The sequence below is a fragment of the Streptomyces sp. NPDC090045 genome, assembly GCF_044747975.1.
In the GTDB taxonomy this organism is placed as follows: domain Bacteria; phylum Actinomycetota; class Actinomycetes; order Streptomycetales; family Streptomycetaceae; genus Streptomyces.
The window spans coordinates 142,255-164,321 of record NZ_JBIVFA010000001.1; the positions used below are offsets into that span (position 1 = coordinate 142,255).

Sequence of the window (22,067 nt, forward strand, 5' to 3'; positions counted from 1 at the left end):
GATGCTGGATCTGCTGCGCGGCGCGGGCCCGGCGGGCCTGGGCCGCGCCGAGCTCGCGGCCCGTACGGGACTGACCCCGCAGGCCGTCAGCAAGATCACGGCCCGGCTCGGCGCGGACGGGCTGGTCGCGGAGGCCGGCCGCGCCGCGTCCACCGGCGGCAAACCGCGGACCCTGCTCCGGCTGGTGCCGGACGTCCATCACGCCGTCGGAGTGCACCTGGACCGCGACGAGCTCCGGGCGGTACGGGTGGACCTGGCGGGCCGCGTCGTTGCCGAGAGCAGTGGCCCACTGGACTTCGCGACCGGCCCGGAGGCGGTGGTGGAGGCCGTCGTACGGGCGGTCGCGCGAGTTGGAGACCCGGCCGGCCTGCCGCTCCTGGGCGTCGGCGTGGCCGCACCGGGGCCGCTCGACCACCGGGCCGGGACGATGGGGCGGGTGACGGGGTACCCGAGCTGGAGGGGCTTTCCGCTGCGGGGGGTGCTGCAGGGGCGGCTGGGCCTGCCGGTGCTGCTGGACAAGGACACGAACGCCGGGGCGGCTGCGGCTGCGGGGGCGTGGCTCCGGGCGGCCTGGCCGGATGCGGGGGCGGATGGGGATGCGGTTGAGGCTGTGGCTGCCGGGCGTGGTGTGGATGCCGTGCCGGATGCCCTGCCGGATGCGTACGCGTATCCGTTTGTCGGCGGAGGGCCCCGTACCTGTGTGTACCTGCACGTCGGGACCGGGCTCGGCGCGGGGTTGTGGCTGGGCGGCGAGGTCTACCGCGGTGAGCGCTCGGCGGCGGGGGAGTTCGGTCACCAGGTGCTCCTGCTGGACGGCCCGCCGTGCCGGTGCGGGGCGCGCGGCTGTGTGGAGGCGCTGTGCCTGGGGGCGGTGGCCCGAGGTGATCTTCCCGAGGCGGCACGGATCCTGGGCGAGGCTGCGGCCAATCTGGTCGCGCTGCTGGACGTGGACCGCGTGCTGCTCGGGGGGCGGGTGGTGGCGGCGGCGCCGGGGGTCTTCCTGGAGGGGGTCCGGTCGGTGCTGGCCCTCCGGGGGTGGGGGGCGGGGGTGTTCGTCGCGCTCGCGGAGGTGGGGGTGGCGGAGGGGGCGGCGGAGCTGGTGCTGGGCCCTGTGTTCGGGCGGACGTAGCGGACCGCGGGCGGGGTTCGGGGCCGGCCTCAAAGACCGGGGCTCCGCCCCGGACCCCGCGCCTCAATCGCCGGCGGGGCTGAATTTTGGTGCGGCTGGGCTGAGGGGTGGGGGCTCTGCCGTGGGTCTGCGCCTCAAGCGTCGCTGGGGCTGAGTTGGTGCGGCCGGGTTGGAGAGGTGGGGGCTCTGCCGTGGGTCTGCGCCTCGATCGGGCGGGCGGCGGGCTTCGGCGGTGCGGGTGGGGCCGGGCGCGCGCCGGGGCGTCTCCTCGGACGCCGAACGTGTCGGGGGGTCGGCAGGCCGAGGCACCTTGCGTTCGACGCCCTGCGGGGATCACCCCGACACACACCCGACCCTGTGCGGGAGAGGTCCAGGGAGTCGGGCGTCGCCGGCTCTGGGGCGGCTGTGCCCGGGCGGCGAGGCCACCGGCGACCTGCGGGGAGCGCCCGGGCACACACCCGGCCCCGCGGGGCTGCTTGTCGGGGCGGCGTCGGGCGATCAGCGTGGCCGCAGGGCTCGCAGTACGAGTCGTTGGCGGCGAGTAGGGCTGGAAGGTGGGGGGAGTTGCTCGGCTGTGATGTCCGGGGGTTGACCCGTCCTGCGATCGGGCGTAAACCGGAACGGCTCAGGCGTGGCGCGCGGGGTGGGGGTCCGCGGGCGTGGCACGGTGCGGGCAGAACCGGGGTGATTGTCACCTGGTCCGATCATCGTCCCGTCCGGCGAGCAGCGAAGGTCTTCCATGCGACTGCGCAAAGCCCTTGCCCTCACCGCCGTACTCGTAGCCACCACCGCCCCCACCGCGGCCGCGGACATCGGCACCGGCGGCGGAGCCCGACCCGCACCCGCGCTGCCCTCCCGCGCGCACGCCACCTGTGGCGACGGGAAGAGCCACGCCTTCCCCATCGGGGCGCGCATCCGGGGCGGCCCGGCCGTGTACCGCACCGGCGGCGGCCCGCAGACCTGGTACCTGGACCTGACCAACACCACGGACTCCGAGTGCACGGCCATCCACCCCGTCGTCGTCTTCACCGACAAGGCCCGCACCCTGCGCCCCGCCCACCTGCAGATGGAGTTCGACGCGCCGGGCGGCACCTTCCCCGTCAGCCTGGAGCGGAGCGACCGCGACGAGATCATCGCCGTCTTCGACGGCGGCGATGCCTTCGCCGGCTTCACCGTCGGCCCCGGCGGCTCCAAGACCGTCAGGGTCGGCCTGGCCTTCGCCCCCGACTCCCCCACCGGGGAGGTCCTCGCCGACGCCGCCCTCGTCCAGCGCAAGGGCGACGACGGCGACTGGATCGGCGAGGCCGGCGGCTACCGGTTCTCCGTCGAGGGTCCGGAGGACCCCGTCGAGGCGGGCTCCCTCGCCCACACCGGCCCGCGCGAGTGGGCGTACGGAGCGGGCGCCGTGGCCGCGCTCGCCGCCGGCGGCGCGCTCCTGCTGGGAGCCCGCCGCCTGCGTACCCCCGATCGCCCCTGATCGCCCGCCGGTTCCGCCAGGGGCGGGTGTGTGTCGGGGTGATCCCCGCAGGGCGTCGAACGCAAGGTGCCCCGGCCCGCCGACCCCCCGACACGTTCGGCGCCCGAGGAGACGCCCCGGCGCGCGCCCGACCCCACCCGCACCGCCGAAGCCCGCCGCCCCGAGAGAGCCCCCGGCCAGGCCGACGAGCCCGACCTGCCGTGCCGCGCAGCGACCCGGCGCCCGACCCCACCCGCACCGCCGAAGCCCGCCGCCCCGAGAGAGCCCACGGCCAGGCCGACGAGCCCGACCTGCCGTGCCGCGCAGCGACCCGGCGAGCCCGACCGACCGCCCGAGCCGCGCAGCGACCCGCATAGAGTCCCACCGTGGAAGAACAGACCCCGCGCCACCGCCCCGGCTCACCCGTGCGTTCCGGCATTCCCGAGCACGGCCGCATCCCCAAGTACTACGCCGTCAAGGCCCGCATCTCCGGGCTCCTCGACGAGCTCGGCGAGGGCGGCGCGCTGCCCACCGAGCGGGATCTCGCCGAGCAGTACGAGGTGTCCCGCGAGACCGTCCGGCAGGCGCTGCGCGAGCTGCTGCTGGAGGGCCGGCTGCGCCGTTCCGGCCGTGGGACCGTCGTCGCCGGCCCGAAGCTGGAGCAGCCGCTCTCCCTCGCCAGTTACACCGAGGGCGTGCGCCGCCAGGGCCGCCGCCCGGGCCGTCACCTCATCGGCCTGGAGCAGTTCCCCTGCCCGCCCGACCTCGCCCCCGGCATCGGCGCCGAGCCCGGCGAGCCCGTCTGGCACCTGGAGCGGGTCCTGCTGGCCGACGACGAGCGCGTCGGCCTGGAGAGCACGTACATCCGGGTGGCCCGCGCCCCTCGCCTGGACGGCGATTTCCAGCCGGACTCCTCCTTCTACGGATACCTCCGCGACAGCCTGGGCATTGCCTTCGGCGAGGCCGACGAGAAGCTGGAGACCGTGCTCGCGACCCCCCGCGAAGCGCTGCTGATCGGCACCCCGCCGGCCCTTCCCATGCTGCTCATCCACCGCTTCTCGCGGGATCAGGACGGCCGGCCCCTGGAGCGGGTCCGTTCGCTCTACCGTGGTGATCGGTTCAGTTTCACGACCCGCCTGCGGGCCGAATAGCCGCAGGTCGATCCACCCTTACCAGCCGTAAAGGGATATATGAACACCGCACTTTGGTCACAAAAAGATAACGGGTCTAGTCCAAGTGTCGAGGGCCGTTCACCGGTGCGTTGCCGGACGGACCCTTCCGGGTCACGGTCCGCGCCCACCGTTGGCGGCGTGAGAGTCATAGTCGTCGGAGGCGGCGTGGTCGGCACCATGCACGCCTGGCAAGCAGTCCAACGCGGCCACGAGGTCGTCCAGATCGAGCGAGAGGCGGAGGCCCGCGGCGCGTCACTGCGCAATTTCGGCCAGATCTGGGTCAGCGGACGGGCCGGGGGAGAGGAGCTCGACACCGCCCTGCGGGCCCGCGAGCTCTGGGAGCGCATCGGCGCGGAGGTGCCCGGCCTGGGCTTCCGTGCCAACGGCTCCCTCACCCCCGTCCGCACCGACCGCGAGTACGCCGTCGCCGAGGCGGCCCTGGCCCGCCCCGACGCCGCCGCCCGCGGCTACAAGCTGGTCACCGCCGAGGAGGCCCGGCAGATCAACCCGGCCCTGCGCGGCGCTTTCGAGGCCGCCCTGTGGTGCGAGCGCGACGCGGCCGTCGAGCCGCGCACCGCCCAGCTCCACCTGCGGGAGGCGCTCAGGGCCACCGGCCGGTACACGTTCCTTCCCGGCCGGGAGGTGCGTGAGGTGACGGGCCCCGGCGCCGTCCGCGACGACCACGGCGACGTGCACCGCGGCGACGCGGTCGTCCTCGCCACCGGCGCCTGGCTGTCCGGCCTGGTCCGCGAGCTGGTCCCCGACCTGCCCGTGCGCCGCGTCCGGCTCCAGATGATGCAGACCGCCCCGCTCGGCGAGCGGCTGACGACGTCCGTCGCCGACGCCGACAGCTTCCGCTACTACCCCGCCTACAAGTCCCCCGCGCTCGACGCCCTCAACGCCGGGCAGGACCAGGCGCCGGTGGCCGCCGCGCACAAGATGCAGCTGCTGATGGTCCAGCGCCAGGACGGCGGACTGACCATCGGCGACACCCACGAGTACGAGCACCCCTTCGCCTTCGACACCCTCGAAGACCCCTACGAGCACCTCACCGGGGTGGTCGAGGGCTTCCTGGGCCGCCCGCTGCCGCGAATCCAGCGCCGCTGGGCGGGCGTGTACGCGCAGTGCACCGACACCACCCGCGTCGTCCACCGCCAGCAGGTGGCCGACGGCGTCTGGCTGGTGACCGGACCCGGCGGCCGCGGCATGACCTGCTCGCCCGCCATAGCCGAGACCACCGCGAACGAACTGGGCTGGTGAATCAGATGACCGAGAACCGCACGCAGAACCTGATCGTCCTCGACATGGCCGGCACCACCGTCGCCGACGGCGGCCTCGTCGAGCGCGCCTTCGAACGCGCCGCCGAGCGCCTGGGCGTCGAGCCCGGCACCCCCGACCACGCCGCCAAGCTCCAGTACGTCCGCGACACCATGGGCGAGTCCAAGATCACCGTCTTCCGTCACCTCTTCGGTACGGAGGAACTCGCCCGGCGCGCCAACTCCGCCTTCGAGGAGGCGTACGCGGAACTCGTCGACGGCGGCCTCATCGCCCCGATCCCCGGCGCCCGCGCCGCCATCGAGAAGCTCCGCGCCGACGGTCGCACCGTCGTCCTGACCACCGGCTTCGCCCGCGTCACCCAGGACGCCATCCTCGACGCCCTCGGCTGGCGGGACCTCGCCGACCTCACCCTCTGCCCCGCCGACGCGGGCGGCCGCGGCCGGCCCTTCCCGGACATGGTGCTGACCGCGTTCCTGCGCACCGGCGCCGTGACCGACGTACGCGACACCGTGGTCGCGGGCGACACCGCCTACGACATGCTCAGCGGCCGCCGCGCCGGCGCCGGAATCGTGGCGGGCGTCCTCACCGGCGCCCACGACCGCGCGACGCTGACCGGGAACGGCGCGACCCACGTCCTCGGCTCCGTCGCCGAACTCCCGGACCTCCTCCTGGAGTCGGCGTGAGCGGCATCCGCTTCGACGGGGTCAGCGTCGCCTACGGCGGTACGACCGTCCTGGACTCCCTCGACCTGACCGTCGAGCCGGGCGAGGTGATGGCGCTGCTCGGCCCCTCCGGCTCGGGCAAGACCACGGCGCTGCGCGCGGTCGCCGGTTTCGTACGGCCCGCCGCGGGCCGGGTGCTGATCGGCGGCCGGGACGTCACCGCGCTCCCGCCGCACCGGCGCGGCATCGGCATGGTCGTGCAGCAGTACGCGCTCTTCCCGCACATGCGGGTCGAGGACAACGTCGCCTTCGGCCTCCGGGCCCAGAAGGCACCCAAGGCCGAGATACCCGGCCGGGTCGCCGAGGCCCTGGAACTGACCGGCATGGGCGCCTACGCACGGCGCTACCCCCGCGAGCTCTCGGGCGGCCAGCAGCAGCGCGTGGCCATCGCCCGCGCGCTCGCGATCCGCCCGGGGGTGCTCCTGCTGGACGAACCCCTCTCGGCCCTCGACGCGCAGCTGCGCTCCGGGATGCTCGCCGAACTGGCCCGCCTGCACCGCGAACTGCCCGACGTCTCCATCCTCTACGTCACCCACGACCAGGTCGAGGCCCTCACCCTGGCCGACCGGATCGCCGTCATGGACAAGGCCCGCCTCCAGGACTGCGGGACCCCGCAGCAGCTGTACCGGGCCCCGCGCACCGAGTTCACCGCGTCCTTCGTCGGCAACGCGAACCTGCTGCCGGTGACGGTGGCCGAGTCCGGCGCGGTCTTCGAGGGCCGGGCCCTGACCCTCGACCGCGGCCGCGCGGCACCCGGCTCCACGGCCACCCTGTGCGTACGGCCGCACCTGCTCGGCCTCGGGACCGGCCCCAACGCGCTGAGCGGCACCATCGCCGAGGTCCAGTGGCGCGGCTCGACGCACCGGCTCTACGTCGACGTCGACGGCCACCGGGTCAAGGCGGACCTCCCCGAGCTGCGGGAGACTCCGGCGCTGGGGGACCGGGTCACGCTGCACTTCGAGCCGCGCGACGCGGTGCTGCTGGCCGCTGGGGGTCCCCCCGGCGGTAGCTGGGGGAGGGTGTCCCGTGCCTGATGCCGTCCGGCGGCCGGCCGCCGTGCCCGCGCCTCAAACGCCGGCGGGGCTGAAAGATCGGGGCTCCGCCCCGGACCCCGCGCCTCAAACGCCGGCGGGGCTGGAGGGTGCGGCGAGGCTGAATGATGCTCGCGTCGGCGGGGACGCTGCCCCGCAAGGGGCCCGGAACGGGTGGGCCGTGCCGCGCAGCGTATGGGTACTGCCGCCCGTCGTCGTGCTCGCGTTGGTGTTCCTGTATCCCCTCGGGCTGGTCGTCCAGCAGTCGTTCAGTCCCGAGAGCGGTGGCGGCGCCTTCGACGCGTACGCCTCCGTCTTCGCCTCGCAGGGCTTCCGCGAGGCCCTCGGGACCACCGTCTGGCTGGCCGTCGGGGCCACCGCCGGCTGTCTCGTGCTCGGTTTCGTCCTCGCGCTGATCATCGCCTTCGTGCCCTTCCCCGGGGCCCGCGCCGTCGCGAAGTTCATCGACGTGTTCCTCTCCTTCCCCTCCTTCCTCGTCACCCTCGCCCTCCTCTTCATCTACGGGACCGTGGGCATGGCCAACGGGGCCTGGACCGGCCTCACCGGGGCCGACGAGGGGCCCTTCCACTTCCTCACCACCCCCTGGGGCGTCCTCCTCGCGGAGATCACGTACTTCACGCCCTTCGTGATGCGCCCCCTGCTCGCGGCCTTCTCCCAGCTGGAAACCGCCCAGCTGGAGGTCGCCGCCGGGCTCGGCGCCCGGCCCGCCCGGATCGTGCGGCAGGTGATCCTCCCCGAGGCCCTCCCGGCCCTCGCCGCGGGCGGCAGCCTCGTCCTCGTCATGTGCCTCAACGAGTTCGGGATCGTCCTCTTCACCGGAGCCAAGGACGTCACGACCCTGCCGATGCTCATCTACGGCAAGGCCATCCTCGAATCCGACTACGCGGCCGCCTGCGTGGTCGCCGTCGTCAACATCGCGATCTCCGTCGGCCTGTTCGGCCTCTACCGGGTGGTGAGCAAGCGTGCTGGTGCATAGCAAGACCGGCCGCTGGGCCGCCTGGGGCCTCTTCGGTCTGCTCTTCCTGCCACTGTTCGCCCTGCCGCTGCTCGTCGTGGTCGCGGCCTCCTTCGCCACCCACTGGTCGGGCGCCTTCCCCTCCGGCCCGACCACCGCGAACTACGCCTCCGCCGTGCGCGGCGAATCCCTCCAGGCGCTGACCACCAGCCTGGTCACCGCCCTCGCCGCCAGCCTCCTCGCCCTCGCCGTCGGCACCTGGGCCGCGCTCGCCGCCGCCACGCTGAAGAAGCGCGGGAAGCGCGCCCTGGACGCGCTGTTCATGCTGCCCGTCGCCGTCCCGTCCGTGGTCGTCGGCCTCGCCGTGCTCGTCGCCTTCAGCCGGCCGCCGGTCCTGCTCAACGGCACCAGCTCGATCGTCATCCTGGCGCACACGATCCTTGTCACGGCGTTCGCCTATCAGTCGGTTTCGGCCGCGATCGTACGGCTCGACCCCGCGTACGAGCAGGCGGCGGCCTCCCTCGGCGCCCGCCCCGCTTACGTGCTCTGGCGGGTCAAACTCCCCCTCCTGCTGCCGTCCCTCACGGCCGCCGCCGGCCTCTGCTTCGCCCTGTCCATGGGTGAGCTGAGCGCCACGATGATGCTCTACCCGCCGGACTGGATGCCCCTCCCCGTCCGCATCTTCACGGCCACCGACCGCGGTTCGCTCTTCAGCGGCTCCGCCGTCGCCGTGGTCCTGATGGCCGCCACCCTGCTGGTCCTCCTGGCCGTCTCCCGCGTCCGCACCAAGGCCTCGTACCGCTGACCCCAGCCGGTCCCGCAGCCCCCGCAGCCCCCATACCCCCCCCGCAGATCCCGCTGATTCCCCGCTGACTCCCTTTCCCCGTAAGGAAGTTCCATGCCCAGCAAGCTCCTGCTCCGCAGCGCCGCCGCCCTCGTCGGCAGCCTCGCCCTCACCGCCTCCCTCACCGCCTGCGGCGGTTCCTCCTCCGCCGGCTCCGCAGACTCCCAGGGCGGCGAGAAGGTCGTCACCGTCTACAGCGCCGACGGCCTCAAGAGCGAGAAGGGCGACGGCTGGTACGACAAGGTCTTCGCCGACTTCACCAAGAAGACCGGCATCGAGGTCAAGTACGTCGAGGGCGGCTCGGGCGAGATGGTGCAGCGCGCCGTCCGCGAGAAGACCAACACCCAGGCCGACGTGCTGATCACGCTGCCGCCGTTCATCCAGCAGGCCGACGGCAAGGGCCTGCTCCAGGCCTACGAGCCGCAGGGCTCCGACAAGGTCAACGGCGCGGACAAGGCGCCCGACGGCAAGTGGACCTCGGTCGTCAAGAACTACTTCGGCTTCATCCACAACAAGAAGGAGCTCCCCGAAGCCCCCAAGACCTGGGAGGAGCTGCTCGACGCCAAGTACAAGGGCAAGCTGCAGTACTCCACCCCGGGCGTCGCGGGCGACGGCACCGCCGTCCTCATCAAGGCGATGCACGACTTCGGCGGCAAGGAGCCGGCGATGGAGTACCTGAAGAAGCTCCAGGCCAACAACGTGGGCCCGTCCTCCTCCACCAGCAAGCTCGCGCCGAAGACGGACAAGGGCGAGCTGTTCGTGGCCAACGGCGACGTCCAGATGAACTTCGCGCAGTCCAAGTCCATGCCGAACCTGGGCATCTGGTTCCCGGCGAAGGACGGCGGCAAGCCCACCAGCTTCGCCCTGCCCTACGCGGCCGGCCTGGTCGCCAAGGCCCCGCACTCCGAGAACGGCAAGAAGCTCCTCGACCACCTCCTCGGGGAGGAGGCCCAGAAGCTGGTCAGCGAGGTCGGCGGCGGCTTCCCGGCGCGCACCGACGTCAAGCCGACCGACGCCAACGCGGTCGAGCTCACCAAGATCATGGGAGGCGTGGAGATCTTCGAGCCGGACTGGGCCGACATCGACAAGAACCTCACCGGCTACGTCGACGCGTGGAAGTCGGCAACCGGAAGCTGACCGGTTACTTCCTGGCCACCCACGGCCAGCAGAGTGACCGTTGCATAACGGGTCTGGACCGAGGACCGCACCTTCGGTCCGGACCCGGCGCACGTCCCCCGCGCCTTCCCACGATCACTCCCGGAGGAGTTCGTGACCACTGCTGTCCCCGCCGGACGCACCCTCGCCGTGGCCGCCACCGCCACCGCCCTGCTCGCCACCGCCCTCGGCGCACACGCCGCCACCGCCGACGAGGCCGTGGCCGCCGCCGGCACCGACAAGGTCCTCGTCATCGGCCTCGACGGCGCGGTCCTGGACCGCGTCAAGGCCGCCAACGCGCCGAACCTGCAAGGCCTGATGGCCCAGGGCCTCACCGCCCGCAGCACCCTCTACGCGAACCCGATGGGCGCCACCTCCTCGGGCCCCGGCTGGTCCACCATCGCCACCGGAGTCTGGCCCGACAAGCACGGCGTGAAGGACAACTCCTTCACCGGCAAGAACTACACCGCCTACCCGGACTTCCTGACCCGCATCGAGAACGCCAAGCCGGCGCTCAACACGTACGCGGCCGCCGACTGGGAGCCCATCACCTCCACCGACCAGAACGGCCCGATCTTCTCCGCCAAGGTCGACAAGCGCCTCTCCCTCAAGGGCGACCGCGACGGCTACCGCAACGAGGACCCGAAGATCGCCGCCGCGGCCGCCGCCGAGCTGCGCGACCAGAACCCCGACGCCGCCTTCGTCTACCTCGGCGAGATCGACGCGGCCGGCCACTCCTACGGCGCCGCCAGCCAGCAGTACCTCGACACCATCGCCCGCGTCGACGCCCTGGTCGGCCAGCTCCTCACCGCCGTCCAGAACCGCCCGACGTACGCCCAGGAGAACTGGAAGGTCCTGGTCGGCACCGACCACGGCCACACCAACTCCGGCGGCCACGGCGGCTCGACCATCCAGGAGCGCGGCACCTTCGTCATCGCCAAGGGCGCGGGCATCCCGGCCGGTTCGGTCCGCGACGACGTGAAGCTGGTCGACGTGGCCGCGACCGCGCTCGCCCAGGTCGGCGTCGCCGCCCCCGGCATCGACGGGGTCCCGCTGAACGCCCCGGACGACGACCCCTTCGACACCCTGCGCCCGAACCTCCAGGCGCGCGTGGACGAGACGGGCATCCCGGCCGGCACCAAGGGCTTCACTCGGACCCCGCCCGCGGGCTGGTCCGTCGACAACTCCCGGATGGGCACCGGCGGTGTCACCGAGTGGGCCGGCTGGGCCTTCGCGACCGACGAGTTCTGGAGCCAGGCGCAGCGCGACCAGTGGCGCGAGCTGAACGTCCGCTCCCGTGACGTCTTCGCCGTCGCCGACTCCGACGAGTGGGACGACAAGAGCCACACGGGCACCTTCGACTCCACCCTGATCACCCCGAAGTGGGCGGTCACCGGCGGCAGCACGCGCACCCTGACCTTCCAGACGCACTACCGCCAGGAGGCGGGTCAGAGCGCCCAGGTCCTGGTCTCCTACAACGGCGGCGCCCCGACCGTCGTGAAGTCCTACACCGCCGACGCCGTCGCCAAGGCCGAGTCCCTCGCGCTCCAGGTCCCGGCCGGCGCCACCGACGTCCAGATCCGCTTCCGCTACAGCGGGAACAACAACTGGTACTGGACCGTCGACAACGTCCGCCTGAGCTGATCCAGGCCCTCGTGGTCCGGGCTGTGGACGGCCGAAGCGTCCACGGCCCGGCCCCGATAGGGTGGTACAGACCAGAGATCAGAGGTCAGTGGCCGGTCCTCACCGGTCGCAGAGAGCGGAGAACAGTCCAGTGGCAGAGCGCAAGCCGATCGAATCCTGGCTCACCGACATGGACGGGGTCCTCATCCACGAGGGCACCCCGATCCCCGGCGCCGATGCCTTCATCAAGCGGCTGCGCGAGTCCGGCAAGCCCTTCCTGGTCCTGACGAACAACTCCATCTACACCCCCCGCGACCTCCAGGCCCGCCTGTCCCGCATGGGTCTGGACGTGCCCGTCGAGAACATCTGGACCTCCGCGCTGGCCACCGCGAAGTTCCTCGACGACCAGCGCCCGGGCGGCACCGCGTACGTGATCGGCGAGGCGGGCCTGACCACCGCCCTGCACGACATCGGCTACATCCTGACCGACCACGAGCCCGACTACGTGGTCCTGGGCGAGACCCGGACGTACAGCTTCGAGGCGATGACGAAGGCGGTCCGCCTGATCAACGCGGGCGCCCGCTTCATCTGCACCAACCCCGACGAGACCGGCCCCTCCACCGAGGGCCCGCTCCCGGCCACCGGCGCGGTCGCCGCACTGATCACCAAGGCGACCGGCAAGAAGCCGTACTTCGCCGGCAAGCCCAACCCGCTGATGATGCGCACCGGCCTGAACGCGATCGGCGCGCACTCGGAGACCAGCGCGATGATCGGCGACCGGATGGACACCGACGTGCTGGCCGGGCTGGAGGCGGGCATGCAGACCTTCCTCGTCCTCACCGGCCTCACCTCGATCGCGGACACCGAGAAGTTCCCGTACCGCCCGACCAAGACGGTCGACTCGATCGCGGATCTGGTCGACCTCGTCTGAGACGTACGGCGCATACGGCGTATACAGCGCATACGGCGTATGCATCGCATGCGGCGCGTACCGCCGACGGGGCGCACCGCGTTTGAGGCGTACGGCTGACACGTACGGCGCCGTTCCGGATGCGGAGCGGCGCGCCGCGCGTGAATCTCCTTGACGAGGAGGTTCACCATGCGCAGTGTCCCGATCGCTCTCCGCGCCGCCGCCGTGTCCGTCGCCCTGGCGGCGTTCTCCGCGGTGACCGCGCCCACCGCCCTCGCGGGCGAGGAGGACCGCGGCGACCGCGGCAGCATCGCGGTCGACCCGGACCCGGCCCACCCCGGAGCGCAGGTCAAGCTGCGCGTCAACGGATGTGACGGCACCAGGGGGCGGGCCAAGTCCGCCGCCTTCGTCGCGGACGTCGACCTCTACGGCCGCGACGGCGGCCGCAGCCCGCTCTACGGCGAGGCGATGATCAGCTCGCACGCCTCGCCCGGCTGGCACTCCATCCGGGTGACGTGCGACGGCCACGACAAGGTCAGCGGCTCCGTCCAGATCGCCCCGTACCGCCACCCCTCCCACCACGCCTCACCGGTCTGGCCGGTCCACGCGGGCGGCGGCGGCATGTCCGCCGAGCTCGCGGAGGCGGGCAAGCCGGTCGCGGCGGCGGCCAAGAAGAACCACGACGACGACGGCCCGAGCCTGCCGCACACGGTGGTCGGCGCCATCCTGGCCGCGGTCGCCACCCTGGCCGTCGCGGGCCGGGCCCTGGCCCTGCGCCGCCGCCGCAGCGGCGAGTGAGACGAACGGCGGACGAGGGGAGCGGTGGATGAGGCGAGCCGTGGATGACCCGGGGCCGGACGGTGGACGAGCGGGGGCCGGATGAGTGAGGTCAGGGCTTCCGCCGGCGGCCGGCTGCTGACCTTCGCCGCCTGGTCCGTGCTGGTGCTCGGCCTGTGGCTGTGGGGCCGCCAGCTCACCGTGGCGCCCGCCCCGCCCACCGGCCCGGCCGGCGGGGCGGTGGGCCTGGGACTGCCGGCCGCGCACGCCCCGCTCGCCGCGGCCCTGCCCCAGCGCGTCGACGTGCCCTCCATAGGCATCCAGGCCCCGGTGATCGCCCGGGGCCTGGACAAGGACGGCGCGCTCGAACCGCCCCCGTACGACAGCCCGGGCACGGTGGGCTGGTGGGGCAAGGGCGTCCAGCCGGGGACGGCCGGGACGGCGCTGATGGTGGGGCACGTGGACACCCGCTCCAAGCCGGCGGTGTTCTATGGCCTGAGCACGGTGCAGCCGGGTGACAAGGTGCGGGTGGTGCGGGCGGACGGATCGGTCGCCGAGTTCACGATCGAGGACGTACGGGTCTACGAGCGCGCGGCCTTCGACGCGCACGAGGCGTACGGCCCGCGGGTCCGGGGCCGGGCCGAGCTGAGGCTCGTGACCTGCGGGGGCACCTACGACAAGGCGGCCAAGGAGTACACGGCGAACGTGGTGGTCTCCGCCTACCTGACGGGCGTGGCGGCCCGCCAGGGCACGCCGGTCTGACCCTGGTCCACCGAGAAACGAAGAAGCCCCCCGCAGCTTTCGCTGCGAGGGGCTTCCTCCGTCTGTGCGCCGCCAGGGACTCGAACCCCGGACCCGCTGATTAAGAGTCAGCTGCTCTAACCAACTGAGCTAGCGGCGCTTGCTGACAGGGAAAACTCTACCCCACCTCCGCGGGTGCTCGTGACCAGCCACGCCCGCCTTGTCCGATTAACCCATGTTTGAGGGGTTTATCGTGCACGATATGTCTGCGCCGTGCACATCTGATGCTTTATCAGATGTGGGCCCGGCCGACCAGTGGACGAGCAGGGGACGAGCAGGGGAGTGGACGGTTCCGCATGACGACGCAGCCTCCGACGCATGTGCAGATGCCGATGCCCGCTTTCGAGGAGTACGAGCCCGCGGGCGACTGCGTGTGCCGGGGATGCGCCCAGCGCCGCCGCTCCCTCGCCCGCGCGCGGGCCATACCGCTGCGGGACGGGGGTCACCCCGCGGCCCGCGGGGCCCGGCGGGCGCTGGTCCTGGCCACCGCCGCGGGAGTGGTCCTCGGCGGCGGCGGCACGGCCGCGGTGGCCGTGACCACCCCGGTCACCGGTCCGGTGGCCCTGGACGACCCCGGCTCCCCCCAGGGCGGCCGGACCCCGCTGCACGGCCCGAAGGGCGGCCCGGTCGGCCGGCCCGGATCCCCCGCCAAGCCCGGCGCCGTGAAGCGGATCGACCGCACGACGATCATCAACCGGGCGAAGCTGTGGCTGGACGCGCAGGTTCCGTACAGCATGTCCACGTACTTCACGGACGGCTACCGGCAGGACTGCTCGGGCTACGTCTCCATGGCCTGGAACCTCGGCTCGAACGAGTGGACCGGCAGCCTCGACAAATTCGCCACGAAGATCACCAAGGACGAGCTGCTGCCGGGGGACATGCTGCTCTTCCACAACCCGGCGGACCCCAACAACGGCTCGCACGTGGTCATCTTCGGCGGCTGGGTCGACGAGACGCGCAACCACTACGTCGCCTACGAGCAGACGCGCCCCAACACGCGGAAGCTGGCCACGCCCTACGGGTACTGGAGCAACGCGGACAAGTACGTCCCGTACCGGTTCAACGGGGTGACGGGCGGGATCGTTCCGGAGGTCCCGGGCGCCGTGCCCGCCCCCGAACCGCCGGCGGCGGGCCCGAAGCCGGGCGACGCCGCAAAGACCTTCCCGGGCGCGGACAAGTTCGCCCCGGGCGCCGCGAACGACTCCGTGGAGCAACTGGGCCGGATGCTGATCGAGCGCGGCGCGTACCGCTTCTACCCCAAGGGGGTGGCGGACCGGACGTGGAGCGACCACGACAAGCTGGCCACCCAGGCCTTCCAGCGCGCACAGGGCTGGTCGGGCGCGGACGCCGACGGCATCCCCGGCGCGCACACCTGGCGCCTGCTCGTCGACAAGCAGGGCGCCGACATCCCGCCGCTGGTGGGCGCGGCGCCGGGACCGGGCGGAGTACGGGCCTTCCCGGGGTCCGCGGTGTTCCGCCCGGGCCAGTCCCACGCGGCCGTCGAGGCCCTCGGCCGGCAGCTGCTCAAGAAGGGCTTCGGCAAGTACTACACGTCCGGCCCGGGCCCCCGCTGGGGTGAGGCCGACCGCCGCAACGTCGAGGCCTTCCAGCGCGCGCAGGGCTGGCGCGGCGCCTCGGCCAACGGCTACCCGGGCCCGGAAACCTGGCGCCGGCTGTTCGCATGACGGAGGTAACGATGTTCCCCACGCGCACCACCTCGACGACGGGCACCCTCCGCGTACCGCCGACGACACCCGCCCCACCCCCCCACCCGACACGGACGGCACCGCCGGACCCCGCCGTGGCCCCGGCCGGCCCCGTCCGATCGGCCCCGCCCGCACCGACACCCGCCCACCAGAATTCCCGCACGGCCCCGGAAGCCCCGCGCTCCCACCCGGGGTGGCCGGCGGAGCCCGCTCCCGTGCCCGTCTCGGCGTCCCGGCAGGATTCCCGGACGGCTCCGGAAGCCCCGCGCTCCCACCGGGGGTGGGCGGCGGAGCCCGCTCCCACGTCCGTCTCGGCGTCCCGGCAGGATTCCCGGACGGCTCCGGAAGCCCCGCGCTCCCACCGGGGGTGGGCGGCGGAGCCCGCTCCCACGTCCGTCTCGGCGCTCCGCCGGGATTCCCGTATGGCCCCGGAAGCCCCGCGCTCCCACCCGGGGTGGGCGACCGAGCCCGAGCCTGCGTCCGTTTCGGCGTCCCGCCGGGATGCCCGCACGGCTCCGGAAGCGCCGCGTTCCCACGCGGGGCGGGCGGCGGAGCCCGGTCCCGCGGCGGTTTCCGCGTCCCGCCAGGAATCCCGCGTGGCTCCGGAAGCGCGGAGCTCCCACCCGGGGTGGGCGACCGAGCCCGAGCCTGCGTCCGTTTCGGCGTCCCTCCAGGATTCCCGGACGGCCCCGGAAGCAGGGCGCTCCCACCCGGAGCCCGCGCCTGCTCCCGCATCCGCGTCCCGCCAGGAATCCCGCGTGGCTCCGGAAGCGCGGAGCTCCCACCCGGGGTGGGCGACCGAGCCCGAGCCTGCGTCCGTTTCGGCGTCCCTCCAGGATTCCCGGACGGCCCCGGAAGCAGGGCGCTCCCACCCGGAGCCCGCGCCTGCTCCCGCATCCGCGTCCCGCCAGGAATCCCGCGTGGCTCCGGAAGCGCGGCGCTCCCACCCGGAGTGGGCTGCCGAGCCCGCTCCCACGTCCGTCTCGGCGCTCCGCCAGGATTCCCGTATGGCTCCGGAAGCGGGGCGCTCCCACCCTGGGCGGGTGGAGCCGGAGCCCGCATCCGCGTCGGCACCGTCCGCGCCGCATGCCCGCCCGGCGGAGCCCGTCGCCGCCCCGAATGCCCGTACGGCTTCGGTTGCGGGGCGCGCGAACCCCGCGTGGGCGGTTGCGGAGCCGGCACCCGCCCGCGCCGCGCAGCCCGCTCCCGCGTCCGAGTCCCGCCCGGACCCGGTATCAGCGTCCGGCCCGCAGACCCGCCCGGCCGACGCGGATGCCCGTACGGCGTCCGCCGCTGCCCAAGGCCGGCCCGGCCCGGGCACGCCGGCCGGACCGGCGCCCGCGCCCCGCCCGGATGCCCGGTCGGCCCCGGAGGCGCCGCGTTCCCACGCGGGGTGGGCTGCCGAGCCCGCTCCTGCGGCCGATTCGGCGTCCCGGACGGCTGCGGAAGCGCCACGCTCCCACCCGGAGTGGGCGGCCGAGCCGGTGCCCGCGTCCGCGTCCCGCCAGGAGTCCGGGACCGCCCCGGAAACAGCGCGCTCCCACCCGGGATGGGCGGCCGAGCCCGCTCCTGCGGTCGTTTCCGCGTCCCGCTCGGATTCCCGCGTGGCTCCGGAAGCGCCGCGCTCCCACCCGGGGCGGGTGGCTCCGGAGCCGGCACTTGCTCCCGCAGCCGCAGCCGCAGCCGCAGCCGCAGCCGCGTCCCGCCCGGATGCCCGGACGGCCGCGTCCGCGCCACGCTCCCACCGCGAGTGGACGGCCGAGCCGCAGCCCGCGTCCGCTCCTGCGGGCGCATCCGCATCCCGCCCGGCGTCCCGTACGGCTCCGGAAGGGCCTCGCTCCCACGCGGGGCGGGTGGCGCCGGAGCCCGCTCTCGCCCCCGCGGGCGTATCCGCGTCCGCATCGCATGCCCGCCCCGCGTGGCCCGCAGGGCGGGAGCCGGTCGCCGGCCCGGATTCCCGTACGGCGCCGGTCGCGGGGCGCCCGGACCCGGCGTGGGCGGCGGAGGCCGGGGCTGCGGTCTCGCACGGCTCGGCCGTGGCCGTGGCCGCGCCGCGCCCGGATTCCGGTGCGGCAGTGGACGCGCCGCGCGAGCACCCGGGATGGGCGGCGGAGGCCGAGGCAGTGGCCTCGGGCTCGTTCGGGTCGGCCGCGCCCCGCTCGCACCCGGCGTCCGCCGCCGTGGGCGCGCCGCGGGAGGAGGCCGGGGCGGGGGACCCCGCCGAGACCTCGTCCGGCCGGGCCGCGGCCCCGGTGCCGGTGCCCCCGCTCGGGTGCGAGGTGCCGGCGGCGCGGGCCGAGTCCGAGCCCGAGCCGGTGGCGGCCGCCGCGGCCCCGGAGATCCCGCACCCGCAGGACGCGGAGGCCCAGGCCGGCGTGGCCACCCTGAGCCTGCGGGCCGTCGAGTCCGAGCCCGAGACCGAGCCCGAGACCGGCCCCGCGGACGCGCCCGGGCCCGGCGTCGCCGAGATCGTCGCCCAGGCGGTGGCGCGCGGCCTGGAGGAGGACGGGTCCCGGGACCTGCCCGGCCTCCCGCCCCGCCGCGGTACCTCGGTCACCGAGGTCCCGGTGCACCTCCCCTTCCGCGCCGAACCGAAGCCGATGCCCGCGCCCGCCACCCGGCGGCCCGGCCGGTCACAGGCCGCCCCCCGGCCCGCCCCCGGCCGCCGGGTCCCCCGTGGCGACGACCGCCTCCGGGAGCACCGCGGTCCGGTGCTGCCCGGCTGGGTCGGTGTGGCCGTCGGCGGCCTCGCACTCGCCGGCTGCACGGCCGTGCTCTGGCGGGCCGGGGCCGTCCCCGCCCCCTTCGTGGCCGCCTTCGGCGCGACCCCCCGCGCCTACCAGGGCCTGCGCGCCACCCACTGGCCCCCGCTCGCCTTCCTCGGCATCGTCGCCCTCGTCGCCCTCGGCGGTCTCGGCCGGGCCCGCACCGGCCACGCCTGGGTGCTCACCCTCTTCGGCCGCTACCGCGGCACGGTCCGCCGTACCGGCCTGACCTGGGTCAGCCCCCTCCTCCTGCGCCGCCGGGTCGACGTACGCCTGCGGCACTGGCGCAGCGAACCCATGCCCGCCGTGGACTCCGGCGGCCTCGCCCTCCAGGTCGTCGTGCAGGTCGTCTGGCAGGTCAAGGACACGGCCCGGGCCACGCTCGCCGTCGAGGACCACACGGAGTACCTCGCCGAGCAGGTCGAATCGGCCATGGCCCGCGTGCTGTCCCAGCTCCCCGCCGACGCCTTCCACGAGGACGCCCCGACCCTTCGGGACGCCGAGGCGGTCGGCGACGCGCTGACGCGGATGGTGGCGGCCGAAACCGAGGCCGTCGGGATCGAGGTGTTCTCGGCCCAGCCGACCCGGATCGAGTACGCGGCCGAGGTCGCCGAGGCCATGCGCCGCCGCCGGGTCGCGGCGATCGACGCCAAGCACCGGGACACCGTGCTGACTTCGGTCGTGGACGCCGTCGACGACACCGTCCACCGGCTGACCTCGCGCGGGCTGGTCGAGCTCGACGACTACGAGCGCAAGGCCCTGGTGAAGGACCTCACGGTCGCCTTCTACACGGGGCGCCCCGAGTAACGCTCCGAGCGCCACGGCGAGGACGACGAGCACGATGAGAACGGGTGGCCGGAAGCAACCGGACCACCCGTTCTCCCATTGGTATGGACATGGCCAACTCTCGTCAATAATCTGGGACTTGGTCTAGACCTGAATCCCCACACGTACACGCACACGCAGCGCGCGCGCTCTCGTCGAACTCCCCCCACGTTCAAGGAGCATCATGCGTAACGTCCGCATGCCCGGACGGGCCGGCGTCGCCGCGCTCGGCCTCGGCCTCGTCGCCGGAATCACCCTCATCGGCGCCCCCAGCGCCAGCAGCCACGGCTACACCGACACCCCCATCAGCCGCCAGAAGCTCTGCGCCAACAAGACCGTCTCCGACTGCGGCGCGATCCAGTGGGAGCCGCAGAGCGTCGAGGGCTTCAAGGGCTTCCCGGCCGCCGGCCCCGCCGACGGCAAGATATGTTCCGGCGGGCTCTCGCAGTTCGCCGAGCTCGACAACCCGCGCGGTGGCGCCTGGCCCACCACCAAGGTGACCAGCGGGCAGAGCTACGCCTTCCGGTGGCAGTTCACCGCCAACCACTCCACCACCGACTTCAAGTACTACGTCACCAAGAACGGCTGGACCGGCACCAAGGCCCTCACCCGTGCCGACCTCGAACCCCAGCCCTTCCTCACCGTCGCCTACAACGGCGCCCGCCCCGCCATGACCACCGTCCACCAGGGAGCCATGCCGAGCGGCAAGAGCGGCCGGCACCTGATCCTGGCCGTCTGGACCGTCAACGACACCCCAATGGCCTTCTACGCCTGCTCCGACGTTCAATTCTGACGGAACGTCAGCTACCCTCCGGCGGCATGCGGACGACGACTGCACCCGAAACCGTCGCGGAGCTCATAGCGCGCCAATGGGGCGACCACCGGCCCGGGCTGAAACACGAGGGCGGTGTCCTCACCCACCACCGGACCGCCCAGGAGGCCGCCGCGCGCGCCGCGCTCCTCGTCGACCTCATGCCTCCGGGGGCCGAGCCGCACCTCGGGGTACTGCTCGACAACACCCCCGAGTTCCCGTTCTGGCTCGGCGCGGCGGCCCTGGCCGGGGCCGCCGTCGCCGGGATCAACCCCACCCGGCGCGGCCCCGAGCTGGCCCGCGACATCCTGCACACCGACTGCCGGGTCCTGATCACCGAGCGCGCCCACCTGCCGCTGCTGCGCGGGCTGGACCTGCCGGGCGTACGCATCCTCGTCACCGGCACCGAGGAGTACGAGGCCCTGCTCGCCCCCTACGCCGCCGCCAAGCCCGGCGAGGCGGCCCTCGGCACCCCCGCCCCCGACTCGCGCCTCCTCCTCTACTTCACCTCCGGCTCCACCGGCGCCCCCAAGGCCGCCATCTGCACCCAGGGCCGGCTGGCCGCGGCCGGCTCGGCACTGGCCCGCCAGTTCTCCGTCACCCCGGACGACGTCCACTACATCTGCATGCCGCTCTTCCACGGCAACGCCGTCATCGCCGACTGGCTCCCCGCGCTCGTCGGCGGGGCCGCGGTGGCGCTGCGCCGGCGCTTCTCGGCCTCCGCGTTCCTGGACGACGTACGGGCGTACGGGGCCACCTACTTCACCTACGTCGGCCGGGCGGTCCAGTACCTCCTGGCCACCGAGCCCCGCCCCGACGACCGCACCCACAGCCTGCGGCTCGGCTTCGGCACCGAGGCCGGGGCGGTGGACGCGGCGCGCTTCGCGGAGCGGTTCGGGGTGCGGCTGGTGGAGGGCTACGGCGCCACCGAGGGCGGCGCCTCGGTCATGGGGGCACCTCCCAGCGGTAGCTGGGGGAGCACCCCGGACACCCCGCCGGGCGCGCTGGGCCGGGCGGGCGCGGGGGACGACCTGGCGGTGATCGACCCGGAGACGGGCGCGGAATGCCCGCCCGCGCTCCTGTCCCCGGACGGGCGCCTGCTCAACGGCTCCGCCGCCATCGGCGAACTGGTCAACCGGGGCCGCAGCCTGTTCGAGGGCTACTGGCGCAACCCGGCCGCGGAGGCCGACCGCACCCGGGACGGCTGGTACTGGACGGGAGACCTCTTCTTCCGCGACGCGGCGGGCTTCCTGTACTTCGCGGGCCGTACGGACGACCGGCTGCGGGTCGACAGCGAGAACCTCGCCGCGGCGGTGATCGAGAACATCCTGGCCCGCTGGGACGACGCGGCGGCGGTCGCCGTCTACGGGGTCCCGGACGAGGTCGCCGGAGACCAAGTCATGGCCGCGGTGTCCCTCCGGGAGGGCGCGGCGTTCTCCCCCTCCGCCTTCGAGTCCTTCCTCTCCGCACAGCCGGACCTGGGCACGAAGATGTCCCCCCGCTACGTCCGCATCCTGCCGGCCATGCCGGTCACGGCCACGAACAAGATCCACCGGGTCTCCCTCCGCCGAGCCGCCTTCCGCTGCCCCGACCCGATCTGGCACCGAACCCCGACCGGCACCTACGCCCTCCTCACCGAGGCCGACCTGACCACCCTCCTCGCGACGTACGAGTCCCACGGCCGAGCGGACCTCCTGCACCGCTAGCCCCCGCCCCACCGCCGCTGGGTGCCAGCCCCCAGACCCCCGCGCCTCAAACGCCGGCGGGGCTGAAAGATCGCCTCAAACGCCGGCGGGCTGGATTGGCCACGCGAGACCGGTTGGTCAGGTGGCCCGGCGGGATCGAAGCACCGGGGCTCCGCCCCGAACCCCGCGCCTCAAACGCCGGCGAGGCTGGACGGTGCGGCGAGGCTGGATTCTGCCCGGCAGGGCTGGAAGGAGACGGAGTCGGGGGCGGAGCCACAGGGCTTTGACGCGCGCGGGGGGAGGCGGCCCCAGCCAAATCCAGCCTCGCCGGCGTTTGAGGCGCGGGTCCGGGCAGCGCCCGGGAGAAACGGCGAAAGGGCGGGGCGGGGAGAGAGGCCCCG

The 22,067-nt window shown here is 73.9% G+C and carries 17 protein-coding genes and 1 tRNA gene; 17 read left to right on the forward strand and 1 reads right to left on the reverse strand.

Annotated features, from left to right (window positions below; genetic code table 11):
* Nucleotide 1 precedes the first annotated feature (1 nt).
* The 13 genes from ACIPYQ_RS00655 to ACIPYQ_RS00715 all read left to right on the forward strand — a co-directional run bounded on the left by ACIPYQ_RS00655 (nt 2) and on the right by ACIPYQ_RS00715 (nt 13,835).
* Nucleotides 2-1,129 (forward strand): ROK family protein, encoded by a 1,128-nt coding sequence (locus ACIPYQ_RS00655; RefSeq protein ID WP_401246068.1) that lies wholly within the window; start codon nt 2-4, stop codon nt 1,127-1,129.
* Nucleotides 1,130-1,868: 739 nt separating this feature from the next.
* Nucleotides 1,869-2,606 carry a hypothetical protein gene (locus tag ACIPYQ_RS00660; protein ID WP_401244911.1) on the forward strand — a complete coding sequence of 246 codons (738 nt, stop codon included), beginning with the start codon at nt 1,869-1,871 and terminating at the stop codon, nt 2,604-2,606.
* 365 nt (nt 2,607-2,971) lie between these two features.
* Nucleotides 2,972-3,736, forward strand: a complete 765-nt coding sequence (locus tag ACIPYQ_RS00665) for a GntR family transcriptional regulator (RefSeq protein WP_361768064.1) — start codon at nt 2,972-2,974, stop codon at nt 3,734-3,736.
* A 159-nt stretch (nt 3,737-3,895) separates the two neighbouring features.
* Complete coding sequence (locus ACIPYQ_RS00670) at nt 3,896-5,017, forward strand: TIGR03364 family FAD-dependent oxidoreductase (protein WP_401244914.1); 1,122 nt, start codon at nt 3,896-3,898, stop codon at nt 5,015-5,017.
* A gap of 5 nt (nt 5,018-5,022) precedes the next feature.
* Nucleotides 5,023-5,718 (forward strand): phosphonatase-like hydrolase, encoded by a 696-nt coding sequence (locus tag ACIPYQ_RS00675; protein WP_401244916.1) that lies wholly within the window; start codon nt 5,023-5,025, stop codon nt 5,716-5,718.
* Nucleotides 5,715-6,791, forward strand: coding sequence for an ABC transporter ATP-binding protein (locus ACIPYQ_RS00680; RefSeq protein WP_401244918.1), 1,077 nt, complete (start codon nt 5,715-5,717; stop codon nt 6,789-6,791). Before ACIPYQ_RS00675 ends, ACIPYQ_RS00680 begins: the two co-directional genes overlap by 4 nt.
* A 118-nt stretch (nt 6,792-6,909) precedes the next feature.
* Nucleotides 6,910-7,785 (forward strand): 2-aminoethylphosphonate ABC transporter permease subunit, encoded by an 876-nt coding sequence (locus ACIPYQ_RS00685; RefSeq protein ID WP_401246070.1) that lies wholly within the window; start codon nt 6,910-6,912, stop codon nt 7,783-7,785.
* Nucleotides 7,772-8,569, forward strand: coding sequence for an ABC transporter permease subunit (locus ACIPYQ_RS00690; RefSeq protein WP_361768079.1), 798 nt, complete (start codon nt 7,772-7,774; stop codon nt 8,567-8,569). Before ACIPYQ_RS00685 ends, ACIPYQ_RS00690 begins: the two co-directional genes overlap by 14 nt.
* Before the next feature lie 93 nt (nt 8,570-8,662).
* Nucleotides 8,663-9,745, forward strand: a complete 1,083-nt coding sequence (locus ACIPYQ_RS00695; protein ID WP_401244920.1) for a 2-aminoethylphosphonate ABC transporter substrate-binding protein — start codon at nt 8,663-8,665, stop codon at nt 9,743-9,745.
* Between the two features lie 132 nt (nt 9,746-9,877).
* Nucleotides 9,878-11,407, forward strand: a complete 1,530-nt coding sequence (locus ACIPYQ_RS00700; RefSeq protein WP_401244922.1) for an alkaline phosphatase family protein — start codon at nt 9,878-9,880, stop codon at nt 11,405-11,407.
* 130 nt (nt 11,408-11,537) lie between these two features.
* Nucleotides 11,538-12,317 (forward strand): HAD-IIA family hydrolase, encoded by a 780-nt coding sequence (locus ACIPYQ_RS00705; protein WP_319732742.1) that lies wholly within the window; start codon nt 11,538-11,540, stop codon nt 12,315-12,317.
* Nucleotides 12,318-12,485: 168 nt separating this feature from the next.
* Nucleotides 12,486-13,094 carry a hypothetical protein gene (locus tag ACIPYQ_RS00710; RefSeq protein ID WP_401244925.1) on the forward strand — a complete coding sequence of 203 codons (609 nt, stop codon included), beginning with the start codon at nt 12,486-12,488 and terminating at the stop codon, nt 13,092-13,094.
* Nucleotides 13,095-13,175: 81 nt separating this feature from the next.
* Complete coding sequence (locus tag ACIPYQ_RS00715) at nt 13,176-13,835, forward strand: class F sortase (protein WP_401244927.1); 660 nt, start codon at nt 13,176-13,178, stop codon at nt 13,833-13,835.
* 65 nt (nt 13,836-13,900) lie between these two features.
* Here ACIPYQ_RS00715 and ACIPYQ_RS00720 read toward each other — a convergent pair.
* A tRNA-Lys gene (locus ACIPYQ_RS00720) sits at nt 13,901-13,974 on the reverse strand.
* A 226-nt stretch (nt 13,975-14,200) separates the two neighbouring features.
* Here ACIPYQ_RS00720 and ACIPYQ_RS00725 point away from each other — a divergent pair.
* The 4 genes from ACIPYQ_RS00725 to ACIPYQ_RS00740 all read left to right on the forward strand — a co-directional run bounded on the left by ACIPYQ_RS00725 (nt 14,201) and on the right by ACIPYQ_RS00740 (nt 21,687).
* Nucleotides 14,201-15,559: a peptidoglycan-binding protein gene (locus ACIPYQ_RS00725; protein WP_401246072.1), complete on the forward strand. Its 1,359-nt coding sequence runs from the start codon at nt 14,201-14,203 to the stop codon at nt 15,557-15,559.
* A 2,096-nt stretch (nt 15,560-17,655) separates the two neighbouring features.
* Complete coding sequence (locus tag ACIPYQ_RS00730; RefSeq protein WP_401244929.1) at nt 17,656-19,152, forward strand: SPFH domain-containing protein; 1,497 nt, start codon at nt 17,656-17,658, stop codon at nt 19,150-19,152.
* 217 nt (nt 19,153-19,369) lie between these two features.
* Nucleotides 19,370-19,963: a lytic polysaccharide monooxygenase gene (locus tag ACIPYQ_RS00735; RefSeq protein WP_030718064.1), complete on the forward strand. Its 594-nt coding sequence runs from the start codon at nt 19,370-19,372 to the stop codon at nt 19,961-19,963.
* A gap of 26 nt (nt 19,964-19,989) precedes the next feature.
* Nucleotides 19,990-21,687, forward strand: a complete 1,698-nt coding sequence (locus ACIPYQ_RS00740) for an AMP-binding protein (protein WP_401244931.1) — start codon at nt 19,990-19,992, stop codon at nt 21,685-21,687.
* Nucleotides 21,688-22,067 lie beyond the last annotated feature (380 nt).

Excerpts from the sequence above, each read along its gene's own strand:
- ACIPYQ_RS00655 (WP_401246068.1), top strand. The coding sequence starts at position 2 with ATGCTGGATCTGCTGCGCGGCGCGGGCCCGGCGGGCCTGGGCCGCGCC.
- ACIPYQ_RS00660 (WP_401244911.1), top strand. The coding sequence starts at position 1,869 with ATGCGACTGCGCAAAGCCCTTGCCCTCACCGCCGTACTCGTAGCCACC.
- ACIPYQ_RS00675 (WP_401244916.1), top strand. The coding sequence starts at position 5,023 with ATGACCGAGAACCGCACGCAGAACCTGATCGTCCTCGACATGGCCGGC.
- ACIPYQ_RS00695 (WP_401244920.1), top strand. The coding sequence starts at position 8,663 with ATGCCCAGCAAGCTCCTGCTCCGCAGCGCCGCCGCCCTCGTCGGCAGC.
- ACIPYQ_RS00710 (WP_401244925.1), top strand. The coding sequence starts at position 12,486 with ATGCGCAGTGTCCCGATCGCTCTCCGCGCCGCCGCCGTGTCCGTCGCC.
- ACIPYQ_RS00715 (WP_401244927.1), top strand. The coding sequence starts at position 13,176 with ATGAGTGAGGTCAGGGCTTCCGCCGGCGGCCGGCTGCTGACCTTCGCC.
- ACIPYQ_RS00725 (WP_401246072.1), top strand. The coding sequence starts at position 14,201 with ATGCCGATGCCCGCTTTCGAGGAGTACGAGCCCGCGGGCGACTGCGTG.
- ACIPYQ_RS00735 (WP_030718064.1), top strand. The coding sequence starts at position 19,370 with ATGCCCGGACGGGCCGGCGTCGCCGCGCTCGGCCTCGGCCTCGTCGCC.
- ACIPYQ_RS00740 (WP_401244931.1), top strand. The coding sequence starts at position 19,990 with ATGCGGACGACGACTGCACCCGAAACCGTCGCGGAGCTCATAGCGCGC.